Genomic DNA, 11,862 nt, shown 5'->3' on the forward strand with positions numbered 1-11,862 from the left:
AGAGCAGAGCCCGAATTCGGGTTCTGCTCTTTCATTATGAATCATGATCCGTTTGTGCTCCCGCCAACCACCTTCCAATTGTCGGGCTGTTGCACCGTTAACGGCCGATGTCTGCGAACATATTCTTCGACCAAAGCGGCCATGTCCGTCGCGCCTTCGTGCAGCACCTTTTTCCCAGGGTACATCGCGTAATCGCCGCCGCCGGCAGCGCGGTAGCTGTTCATAACAACAGAGAATGTATCTTCAGGGCCGATAGGAGTTCCGTTGCGTTCCAGTTTGACTACGCGGCTGCCCATCGGTTTGGAAATATCCAATTCATATTCGATCCCTGCCCACATGTCGTAGTTGTAATGCTGCGGCTTGGGATCGATATAGGCCGGATTAACGACGACCTGACCACCCGCATCGAGCACAAAGTAACGCGCGGTTTGCTCCAACGCTTCGCGGATGTCCTGCCCGCTGAGCTCAAGCACCGTCAAGGTATTCGGGTAGATGAAATTGGACAAAACATCCCTGACCGTGATGCGTGCACCGAAGCCGCGCGCTTCCTCGCTCAGCAGCGCCGTATTCGACACCTGCGCGCCAGTAGCATCCATTTGAACCCGATGTACGAAATCGATGAACGGATGGGCGGCCAGTCTTACCGTCGTGGCATCTTTGATGGTCAGATCGCCATGTACTTCGCCGATCGGCTGGTCCAGCCAAGCCTGAGTCAGGTTTTCAAGCTGTTCCGTCAAACGCAGGACGGTGGCATCTGCCTCCAGGCCGCTTTCGCTGGAATGAAGCAGGCGAGCTGCTTTATCCGTGATCTGCCAGCGCCCCTCGGCCTGTTGCTCCAGCTGCACCGATACTTGGCCGACGGCATGGCCATTGAATCCTGGTTGGATGATGGTGACGCCGTGCACTTGGCCCGTCAGCTCGCGATGCTGATGTCCGGTTAACAATACATCGATGCCTTCGATATCGCGGCAGATGGCGTATGCCTGATTTTCCCCGGTAAGCCGCTCGGCAGGCTCTCCTGTTTCAAGATCGCATTCGAAGCCTCCATGGTAACTGACCACGAGCACGTCCGGTTGTTCCGTTTGGCGAATATGGTTCACCCAGACACGGATCGTTTCCAAAGCGTCAACGAAGTGCAAACCTTCGATGTTTTTCGGATGCTCCCAGTTGGGAATGTAGTGGGTGGTGGCGCCAAGAATGGCGACTTTTACGCCTGTCGATAACGTTTTGATCCAATAAGGCGGGCCGAATGCCGGAATGGCTGCCCCTGCAGGAGCAGATGGCGGTATTAACGAATCAGAGTCACCATAAGCATGGATGACGATGCGTTCATCGTCGTACGTAAGGTAATCCGGTTGATCCGTCTCATGCCCCTCCCAAGGAAGTCCAGCATTGTCGTCCGGCTGCGGGCTCCTTGCAAAACCGATATTGGCGGACAGCCAAGGGAAGCGGGAATCTTCCACCGCTTTGCGCAGCATGCCTTGTCCATAATTGAACTCATGGTTACCCATGACCGCAGCATCGTAGCCGAGCTCATTCAATACATGGATGAAAGGATGCGTCGAATCGGCTTCGTTGAATGCGGCGGCATAGGAAGCAAGCGGAGAGCCCTGCAGCAGATCGCCGTTATCGATCAGCAGCATTTCGGGCGAACGCTCCCGTTCCCGGCGGATCAAGGTGGCGAGATGGGCGAGACCGGCTTGGCGCGGGGCATTTGTATTGTACTGAATGGGGCGAATGGCCCCGTGAAGGTCGCTGGTAAACATGATGTCGACACGGGCCGTGCGGTTGGATGATGTCATTTTACAATCTCCTCTAGGGTATAAAATGGGCAGGTTCGATCACGGCGTGATTCCGTTTCTGTTGCGTTTCGAGATGGAGCCGGTTCGGTGACGAGCCATAATGAGGCTATTCTAACAGATTCGAAACGGGCTGACAGCCTGACAAGAAACTTTACAAAACTCCAAATTTCGTTTCACATCACCCTAATCATTGACAACTATAGTAGACAAGTATTGAAAAATAGAAACTCTTTGGAGGGTGTTCGCTTGAAGAAGTCTGCATTATTTTTACCATTGTTGCTTGTCATTCTGCTATTAAGTGCTTGTGGGTCAAACGCGGGTACAACTACAGATTCCGCTAACGGAACAAATTCGAGCTCGAATGCGGCCTCCGGAACGTCCTCAAACGAGGCAGACACAGACAAAACTGCCGAAGGTTACGTTCCTACTGAACTGACGGTGCAATTCGTACCATCCCAAAACGCGGATACGCTGGAAGCAAAAGCTAAACCGCTGGAGAAGCTGCTTGGCGACAAACTGGGCATCCCGGTTAAAGTCAGCGTATCGACAGACTACAACACGATCATCGAAGCCATGGCTTCCAAAAAAGTCGATGTCGGTTTCCTGCCTCCGACAGCTTACGTGCTTGCTAAAGAAAAAGGCGCTGCACAAGTTATCCTGCAGGCGCAGCGTTTTGGCGTGAATGATGAAACAGGTGCTCCGACAGAGGATTTGGCCGATTCCTATAAATCCATGTTTATCGTGAAGAAAGATTCGCCGATCCAATCCATTGAAGATTTGAAAGGCAAAAAAATCGCTTACCAGAACGTAACTTCTTCCGCAGGTTATGTATGGCCGGCAGGTCTGCTGCTGGATAAAGGCATCGATCCATTGAAAGATGTAACGCCAGTTACGGTAAAAGGGCATGACCAAGGCGTTATCGCCGTATTGAACGGCGACGTTGATGCCGCGGCGATTTTCCAAGATGCTCGCAACACGGTTTCCAAAGACTACCCGACCGTATTCGAAGATACACGTGTACTGGCGTTCACAGAGCCTATTCCTAACGACACCATCGCTGTACGTACGGATATGAACGCTGACTGGTCGGCGAAAATCAAACAAGCTTTCATCGACATCGGTAAAGATCCGGAAGGCCATGAGATCGTGAAAGAAATCTATACGCATGAAGGTTATGTAGAGTCTGACGACAGCAAGTTCGAAATCGTTCGTCAATACGGCGAAAAAGTAAAAACCGGGTAGTTTTCGATCACGTAGACGATTGAAAATCATCCGATTGTCATTCGCTTCTATCCCATGAAACAGATGTATTCGCAGTGCGGACAGGCCAGTTCAGCGTGACATACGCTGCGCTGGCTTGTCCCGTTACTGCTGCCCTCCGATAGATCCCATTATAGAAAGAAGGATTAGCGTAATGATCGAGCTTCATAACGTCACCAAAATGTACGCGAATGGTACGAAAGGCCTCAACAATATCAATCTTACCTTTGAACAAGGCGAGTTCATCGCGGTCGTGGGATTGTCCGGTGCGGGAAAATCCACGCTGCTGCGATCCATTAATCGTCTCCATGATATAAGCGAAGGAGAGATTCTGATTAATGGCAGTTCGATCACCAAAGCGCAGGGCAAGCGATTGCGCATGATCCGGCGCGATATCGGCATGATCTTTCAGAGCTTCAATCTCGTGAAACGATCGAGCGTGCTTCGTAACGTTCTGGCAGGACGCGTTGGTTATCATTCCACGCTGCGCACCATCCTGGGCCGTTTTCCAAAAGAGGATACGGAGCTTGCATTCCAGGCTTTGGAACGGGTGAACATCGCGGAGAAGGCTTATTCCCGTGCGGACCAGCTGTCCGGCGGACAGCAGCAGCGGGTGGCGATTGCACGCGTTCTTGCACAGGAGGCCAAAATCATTTTGGCCGACGAACCGGTTGCCTCGCTCGATCCACTCACAACCAAACAAGTGATGGATGACTTGAAACGCATTAATCAGGATCTCGGCATCACGACCATCGTCAATCTTCACTTTATCGACTTGGCGAGGGAGTATGCCACGCGCATCGTTGGCTTGCGTGCAGGCGAAGTCGTGTTTGACGGTCCGGTGGAAGAGGCCACGGATGAGCGTTTCGCCGAAATCTACGGCAGACCGATTCTCGCCGACGAGTTGTTGGAGAAACAGCATGTATCCGAGCAGGGAGAAGTGCTGGTATGAAGGGGCAGGCCAACGCTTCACTTCACCAACCACGGACAGGAGCGGGAAAGGAGCCGGGTTTGGGACCTAATCAGGTTGTCAACCGCCCCAAACCGCCGGGGCGCACCAAACATCTGCTCACCGTAATCATCATTTTGCTGTTATTGTGGGCCAGTGCCAAACAAACCGATGCCAGCTTTAGTGAACTCATCGAAGGGTTTCCTAATATGTGGGATCTGCTGAAGGAAATGTTTCCGCCACGCTGGACCTACTTCGACAACATTGTGCAGGGCATGCTGGAAACGATTCGCATGGCTTTGATCGGCACCACCATCGGTGCCATCATTGCGATTCCGGTATCGATCATTTGTGCGGGGAACCTGATGCCGAGCCGCTGGATTTATTATCCGGCCCGTTTCGTGCTGAACCTGATTCGTACCGTGCCTGACCTGCTCTTGGCCGCGCTGTTCGTCGCGGTGTTCGGTCTGGGACCGATCCCCGGTATTTTGGCCCTTGCCGTGTTCTCGGTCGGACTGATTGCGAAGCTGACTTACGAAACGCTGGAAACGATCGATAAAGGACCGCTGGAAGCGATGACCGCCGTCGGCATGAACCGGATCCAGCTCATCGTGTATGGGGTCGTGCCACAGCTGGCTGCCCAGTTTACTTCCTATGTCCTGTATGCCTTTGAGATCAATGTGCGCGCGGCGGCTATCCTTGGACTGGTAGGCGCAGGGGGCATCGGACTTTATTATGAGGCAACGCTTGGATTCCTGGAGTATGACAAAACGAGCGTGATCATTCTGTTTACCCTTGCGATCGTCCTCATCATCGATTATGTAAGTACTAAGCTGCGGGAGAAGTTGTTATGATGAAAAATGAAACAAGCGCCATCCGGCGCAAACCACGAAAGAACCCGCTTCGCTGGGTCATCGTGCTGCTGTTGATCCTGGTATATGCCTGGGCATTGGCAGGCGTGCCGTTTACCGGCCTCAAGGATACGGCCGGCCAGATCATGAAGGCGATCGTAGCCGGGATTTTCTCGCCGGACTGGAATTTTGTCTATTTGCCGGAAGGCGAAGATTTGCTGCGAGGATTGCTCGACACGCTGGCGATCTCGATTCTGGGAACGGTCATTTCGGCCGTGCTGTGCATTCCGTTTGCTTTTTGGTCCGCCCGAAACATGAGCCGGTTTCGCGCAATATCGGGGGCAGGCAAGATGGTCCTGAGCTTCATTCGCACTTTTCCCGAAATCATCATGGCTTTGCTGTTCATCAAGGCCGTGGGACCGGGTTCTTTCGCGGGGGTCCTTGCACTCGGGCTGCATTCCATCGGGATGCTGGGCAAGCTGTTTGCCGACGAAGTGGAAAATATCGATTACGGTCCTTCCGAAGCGTTGCTCGCTTCCGGGGCCACGCGCATGCAGCAGCTGTGGTTTGCCGTGCTGCCGCAGGTGCTGCCTGGATTCCTCAACTATACGTTGTACCGGTTCGAGATCAACGTACGTTCCGCAACCATTCTGGGCGTCATTGGGGCAGGGGGGATCGGCACGCCGCTGATCTTTGCGCTCAGCACGCGGAACTGGCCGCGCGTCGGCATCATTTTGCTGGGCATCATCGTGATGATCACGATCATTGACCTGATTTCCGGTTACATTCGCAAGAAGCTGGTGTAAATCAGGGTCGAGAAATAAGCGTTTAATGGAAGTGCTCGATAGTTCAGTGCTATGCTTGATTCCGTGCAAAGTACATGAAGGAATCAGGAGTGCAGTTACGTCGGTCAATAAACATGGCCGTGGCAGCTGCACTCCTTTTTATATAAGTATCAACAACTCACACCTTGTCATTAAGTTGAGGGCTGTGTTCGAATGATTGTTCATTGTTCCTGCTATAGCATCCAGGTTCTCATCACTTTTTTTCCAAACAGTCAGTGTTAAGGTGTTATTACGAAATCGAGTCTTTCAAAAAATCCGTAAAACTCACCGGCGATCTTCCAATCAGGTTTTCCAAAGTGGGATCGGTTTGCGAGAAATCTCCCTGTCGACTTGCCTGAAACATCCCCGTAAGCATGCCGACCATCACTTCCGGCAGTCCTCGGGATACCAAGTGGTTCCGATATTCATCATCCGACACGACCATTCGCCGAATCGGTCGATCCAAGACCTTGGAAGCAATCGCTGCGATTCGATCCATGTCAATCGCTTCGGAAGCCGTAAGGTGGGGAGTTATTCCTTCATATCTCTGCTCTGTCAGGATTACCGCTGTGGCTTCAGCCAGGTCGGAATGGGTGGTCCAGGCAACAGGACCATCTTCCGGAGCAATCAATTCCCCTGTTTTCAAGGCATCACCCATCCACATGATTGCTGATGCGGCATAAAAGCCGTTTCGCAGCGACGTAAAAGCCAGTCCTGAAGATTTTAGCATCTCTTCTGTAGCAGCATGAACGTCCATGGGAGGAAAATGCGACGTTGCAGATGAAAACATTTGGCTAGTATACAACAGTCGACTAACACCAGCTTTCTTTGCCGAGTCGATTGCGGTATGATGCTGACGAACAGCAGCTTCCCCCAAGGAGTGGGACGAGATCATAAGAACTTGAGACGCTCCCTCAAAGGCGTGAAGGAGACTCTCGGAATCATCGAAATTTCCTTGCCGAACACGAACTCCGCGTTCTTTTAGATCTTGTACCGTTTTCACATCACGGACACTCACACCAATATCCCCGGCTGGAACACGCTTGAGAAGTTCTTCTACGACATTCCGACCTAATTTTCCATTCGCTCCAGTAACAACAATCATTTATGCACTCATCCTTTCGTTCGCAATTCAGATAGAGATTTTCTTGTTATACGATTTGGTTTGTGCAATCATAATCGTATAAGTGCATGTTCAAAAAAGTGACTTTTTGAACAACCTCTTAAGTAAAAGATAAAAGGAATAAGCCCGTGCAAACAACCTGCAAAAAGCTGTTTGTGTTGTGTTCCCAACATTTTTGTCCTTTTGTCTGTTATTTGAGTTCAAGAGAAAGAGGGGATAAGATGTCGGTAAATCCCGAGGACCCGCGTGTTAAAAGAACCCGTCAATTGTTCGTGCAGGCTTTTAACGATTTGGTTGAGAAAAAGAGAAACGTCTATTCCATTTCTGTGCACGATATCACGAAACAAGCAACCGTAAATCGAACAACGTTTTATGCGCATTTTCAGGATAAATATGATTTTCTTGAATATTGGATGACGGAAAAGTTCCAGAAGACTATAAGGGATAGATTGCCGGAAGGAACAAGTTGCAATGCGGGCAATTTGCGAATCCTTATTCAAACCATACTCGATTTTCTTTTGCAGTTTCATCAATGTAGTACGCCGGGAGACAAGCAGTTTGAAGCGATGTTTGAAAATATCATGCATCAGGATCTTCATCGACTCCTGCTTAAACGGATAAATGAAGTGGACACACAGAGCTTTTCGCAAGAAAAATTGGAAGCTATGGCACTCGTTATCAGTTGGGGCATATTCGGATCGGCTTTGCAGTGGAGCCGGAACCCTCAAGACCGCTCAGTGGAAACGACGTTTGAAGAAGTTATAGAGGTTATATCGGTCCAGTTGGCCCCTTTTTGGGAGCAAACAGCCAGCTAAAGACACGCCTCATTGACCGATGTCGAGACAACGCGTTTGGGTTATAAATCGGACTTATGATAGTGTGCGTTAATTGGTTGAAAAGGGCGGAGTATGGGGAGCAAAGGGGAGAACGGTCTACGGATGATCGGGTAACCGCGAGCGCTAACGAACATCACACGTCTTATTCGGGCGATATCAAGCTGATTCCGGCGCTAACGAATCTCAGACACCTTATTTGAGGATTTCAGGGTCTTGGTACATGGGTTTGGCTGAAATAGCGCTCCTCAGGTTCGTTACCATTTCAAGAAGGCCTGATAATCCCGAATAAGGTGTGTCGGGTTCGTTACAGGTACGAGAAAAAAACCGAAACGGGAACTGGCCAATAAGGCCGTGTCCGGTTTCGGTTTTTGCGTTGAGGCGTTTCATGCGGAGGCGAGGCGTAACACGTGGTGAAGCGTCAAATACGTGGGCTTCTCATGCGAGGGGCATGCGCCAATGCTCTCTTTACCAGAGGCAATTAGCTAGCCAAAGGCAACGCTTTTGTGACTTGAACCGTAATCGTTTCGGTGCTTGTCACACCGGCTGAATTCACCAGCTCAGCACGGTACGTGTACGTTCCGTTGGCACGACCGGACAGTTCGGTTACCGCGCTTTGCGCAGAAGGCGTTGCTGCATTCAGCGCTTGCGTGTCGATCAACACATCGTTTTCATAGAGACGGTATTCCGTGGCATTGGTTCCCCACCACAGATTCATGGTGACTTTGTAGCTGCCGTCTCCATCCCAATTGTCTTGGGAAAGCACGGCTTTGCCTGGAGCGGCATTGGCTACGGTCACGGTCAGCGTTTGGCTGCGAGTCGTGCCTTTGTCGTTCGTCAATTCAGCAACATACGTGTAAGTACCGTTCGATTTGCCTTGAATTTTCGTTTCGGCAGATTGAGCCATCGGTGCATTGTAAGTCAGCTTTTGTGTGTCGATCAGCACGCCGTCTTCATACAGCTTGTAGCTGGTTGCATTCTCGCCCCACCACAGGTTCATGCTCACCGTGTACGTGCCTTCAAGCAGTCCGTTGGCATGACCGTTGTTGTGGGAAAGCACCGGTGTACCCGGTGCCCCCGCTGCTGGAGTCGTTGGTTCCTGTTCTTCTTGCTCAGCCGGAACAAAATCGTTCAGGCTTCTTGGTTTCAACTGGAACACATCTTTGAAAATAGCGGATACGCCAGTGATGGAAATTTTGTCGCCTTCCGCATAAGGGAAGGAGGACTGGCTTACGCCGGTGCGCGTATCCACGCGGATGTGCGTGCTTGTGCCGTCTGCAGCTACCGCGTCAAACTCAAAGGAGCCTGCAGGTGCGGCGCTGACGATATTTTGAATCGTCACGTCTTTCAGTTCGAGCAGCTGCCCTTGATTGTCTGCCGTTACCGTTTGAGCCTCTACTGGAGCGGGAATGGAAGCTGTTCCTGTTTTCTCGATGGCAACGATATCGGTCAATTCAAACTCGGTATTATACAGCGCCGATGCCGCAGTGATTTTCACGACATCGCCTGCATGATATCCGCTGGCACTTTGAAAGACGTACAATCCGCCGGTTTCATCCTGCATGTAAAAGGCTTGTCCGCCGAATGCGCCCGGCTCGGTCGTGATTACGCCTTCCACGGTCACTGTGGAGCCGATGGCTTTGGCGCGTGCTTCGGCAATGCTGATTGGTGCCGGAATCGGTCCTTCTTCTCCCGGAAGCGGTTCGGCCGGAACGTTGGCGATCGTCACGGCATTCGTGATCAGGTTGCTTCCGTTCAGGCGCAGGCGCAGGTTGGCTGCACCGGAAATACCCGGTTTGATGCGCACGTTCAAATCCTTGATGGCACGGCCTTTGCTGTCGGACGTCACGCTGAAGGCCGAGCTGTATCCATAGGAGGTCGGCCAAGTGCCGCTCTCGTTCTGAACCATGGCTACTTGCGTACCGCCCGCCAGGTAGATCCCTGCGCTGAAGCCGGATACGGTCGTATTGGCAGGCATGTTTTCAACGACGACGCGAATTTGGAAGTCTTCTGCGTTAGGCAGCGTATCCTGCTTCACGAAGCTGTATGTGGCGTTTGCGCTGGAGGCAGGTCCGCCGTACGAGCCTGGTTTGAAGGTGGAACGGTCATACCATTTGTATCCTGCAGCAGGTGCGGCCCAAGGTTCTGCCTGAGGCTCCGTGGACAGGGCAGGTGTTTCGAACGGCAGCAGTGCTGTAGGTTTGTCCAGTTGCAGGCCGGGAACCTGCGTCAGACTGGTGTAGCTTTCCTGCGTAGCGAGCCAGTTCACCATGTTGACGAGCAGCGCGGCATCGTCCACTTCTTTGAAGCCGTCATACGTTGTTTTGCGTGCGCCTGTTTCTTCGCGCAAATATTTCGGAGAAGCATCCTCAACCGGGGAAGAGTCACCGATGAAGCCGGCTTTGCCTGCACCAAGTTTGGATACCGCCACGTAAGGACCTTCTTCAACGCCGCCGCCGTTGTAAACGCCTTGGTCAACCGCATTTGGCCAAGCTGCGTTTGTTTTCGGCAGGTATACGATCCCTTTGGCTTGCGTCGGATCGGTGATCGCAAGCGTGGACCCAGCGTGCATCGCTACTGCAGATACGCCTTCCGTAATGCCGAATGCCTGATCGGCAGGAACGATGTTCGTCGCGTTAAGGTCGCCGAGCGCGTTGTAACGGAAACGGACGCCGAAGTTCTCGGACAGCCAGTCCGTGCTGGTCACGTCTTTCATGGCTTCCGAATTGCTTTCCTCGGCGCTCATGCCTTTGGTCGGATTGCCGAATGCGCCGCGGCGGTAGCCGTTAATGGCTTCGGAACCGTCCCAGCGGTTTTTGTTGCGGTCGGCATTGTAGTGGTCGCCGATGAAGAAAATGCTGCCGCCATTTTCGACGTATTGCTTCATGGCTGCCTGTTCCGATGTTTTATATGGAATGTTAGGCTCTGCGACGACGAACACGTTATAATCCTTCAGATCGTCATACGTGATGGGCGTCGTTTTGCGCAGTTCTTTGACATCATAGCCTTCGTTCGCAAGACCATTGGCAAAATCGGAGAAACCGCCGTCAATAACCCAGTCCGCAGCGCCCGCCGTTTGAGCATGGGTATTGTCGAATAATACCTTTTTACCTGCATTTTCATTGACAACCTTGGCCTGAATGAAAGGAGCCGGGTCGGTCGGACCCTCTGCATGTACCGATGCATTGGCATCCCATAATCCGAATTGAAGCGGCAAAGCCATGGATACGGCCAGAAACGCTTTTACCCCTTTTCCTCTCCAATTTTTCCAGTTAGCCAACCAAAATCCCTCCCAAAAATTAGTGGATTCCACAATCCGTTCATAGTTTAACATCCAAAATCTCACATCGTCATAACAATATGTAAAAACATGGTCATAAATTGTTAAAACAGGTCTTATGAACCACTGAAGGGCCGTCTATGGCGACATGTACACCATTGAAAATAGGGGGGATTATCGCAGAAAACAAAGGAAATTGGAATGAATGAGAGAAATACACGGAATGGGGTGTTTCTTTGGAATTGCATTCCTGTGGTCCAATGGGGGACGTTATCCGTCTGGATTATACGAAAATGAGGAGATATGGGCTGCAAGGGATAGGCGCTTTTTCCTGGTTTCCCGCAGCCTGAGTGGAAGACTCGACGCGAAAAATGCTTTTCCGCGATGCAAGATGACGATTTTTGTAAAAATGGACCGCTAGGAGATGATCTTGGCGCGGATCCGGTTGACGGCGTGAAAGACCGAAGATTTGATCATGCCCTCACTCCGGTTTACCAACTGTGCTGTCTCTTTAACCGAGAAACCGTGAATCAGGCGTAATTTCAATATTTCGCGATGCTCCGTGTTGGTGACAAAAGAGACCAGTTCATCGACGCCATCGTCGATTTCAAGCCCGTATGTATCACAATGATAGGTAGGCATATCCAGCTTGCTGTCGCGTCTGTGCGTCCGGGTACGCTTGCGGAAGGTATCCATGGCGAGATTGCGGGCAATTCTTTTTAGATAATAGAGGATTCGATCCTCGGGAACGTCGGCCTTGCTTTGCAGCAGCCGGATGAAACATTCCTGGGCGGCATCCTCCGCATCTTGCGGATGTTTCAAGATGTTGTATAGATAATGAACGATTTCGGATTTATATTGAAGATAGACGTGGCTGATGTCGATTGGATTCATGGGGCGCTCTCCTCTGGTGTATGTTCTTGGCCGTGCCTTGCAGTTG

9 protein-coding genes are annotated in these 11,862 nt (G+C 51.5%); 5 read left to right on the forward strand and 4 right to left on the reverse strand.

What is annotated here, in order from left to right; translation table 11 throughout:
* Positions 1–41 precede the first annotated feature (41 nt).
* On the reverse strand, positions 42–1,802 hold the full coding sequence (locus tag RSX24_RS18770; protein WP_343261476.1) for a bifunctional metallophosphatase/5'-nucleotidase: 1,761 nt from the start codon (positions 1,800–1,802) through the stop codon (positions 42–44).
* A gap of 246 nt (positions 1,803–2,048) precedes the next feature.
* Between RSX24_RS18770 and RSX24_RS18775 the strand changes: the two genes are divergently transcribed.
* The 4 genes from RSX24_RS18775 to phnE (RSX24_RS18790) all read left to right on the forward strand — a co-directional run bounded on the left by RSX24_RS18775 (position 2,049) and on the right by phnE (RSX24_RS18790) (position 5,668).
* Entirely contained in the window at positions 2,049–3,044 is a 996-nt protein-coding gene (locus RSX24_RS18775; protein WP_343261477.1) for a phosphate/phosphite/phosphonate ABC transporter substrate-binding protein, read from the forward strand.
* Positions 3,045–3,216: 172 nt separating this feature from the next.
* Positions 3,217–4,014, forward strand: a complete 798-nt coding sequence (gene phnC / locus RSX24_RS18780) for a phosphonate ABC transporter ATP-binding protein (protein WP_339276323.1) — start codon at positions 3,217–3,219, stop codon at positions 4,012–4,014.
* Complete coding sequence (gene phnE, locus RSX24_RS18785; protein ID WP_236420244.1) at positions 4,011–4,865, forward strand: phosphonate ABC transporter, permease protein PhnE; 855 nt, start codon at positions 4,011–4,013, stop codon at positions 4,863–4,865. The genes phnC and phnE (RSX24_RS18785) overlap by 4 nt, the downstream gene beginning before the upstream one ends.
* Positions 4,862–5,668: a phosphonate ABC transporter, permease protein PhnE gene (gene phnE / locus RSX24_RS18790; RefSeq protein WP_339276327.1), complete on the forward strand. Its 807-nt coding sequence runs from the start codon at positions 4,862–4,864 to the stop codon at positions 5,666–5,668. The genes phnE (RSX24_RS18785) and phnE (RSX24_RS18790) overlap by 4 nt, the downstream gene beginning before the upstream one ends.
* A gap of 268 nt (positions 5,669–5,936) precedes the next feature.
* On the opposite strand, the gene RSX24_RS18795 is transcribed toward phnE (RSX24_RS18790), so the two are convergent.
* Positions 5,937–6,791 carry an SDR family oxidoreductase gene (locus RSX24_RS18795; RefSeq protein WP_343261478.1) on the reverse strand — a complete coding sequence of 285 codons (855 nt, stop codon included), beginning with the start codon at positions 6,789–6,791 and terminating at the stop codon, positions 5,937–5,939.
* Between the two features lie 239 nt (positions 6,792–7,030).
* Between RSX24_RS18795 and RSX24_RS18800 the strand changes: the two genes are divergently transcribed.
* Entirely contained in the window at positions 7,031–7,624 is a 594-nt protein-coding gene (locus RSX24_RS18800; RefSeq protein WP_343261479.1) for a TetR/AcrR family transcriptional regulator, read from the forward strand.
* A gap of 499 nt (positions 7,625–8,123) precedes the next feature.
* Here the strand turns inward: RSX24_RS18800 and RSX24_RS18805 are convergent, their stop codons facing one another.
* Positions 8,124–10,865, reverse strand: a complete 2,742-nt coding sequence (locus RSX24_RS18805) for a chitinase N-terminal domain-containing protein (RefSeq protein WP_343261577.1) — start codon at positions 10,863–10,865, stop codon at positions 8,124–8,126.
* A 474-nt stretch (positions 10,866–11,339) separates the two neighbouring features.
* The gene (locus tag RSX24_RS18810; RefSeq protein WP_343261480.1) at positions 11,340–11,816 is read right to left on the reverse strand and encodes an RNA polymerase sigma factor; all 477 of its coding nucleotides are present in this window, start codon (positions 11,814–11,816) and stop codon (positions 11,340–11,342) included.
* Positions 11,817–11,862 lie beyond the last annotated feature (46 nt).

Source organism: Paenibacillus hubeiensis (genome assembly GCF_032334105.1).
Classification (GTDB): domain Bacteria; phylum Bacillota; class Bacilli; order Paenibacillales; family Paenibacillaceae; genus Paenibacillus; species Paenibacillus hubeiensis.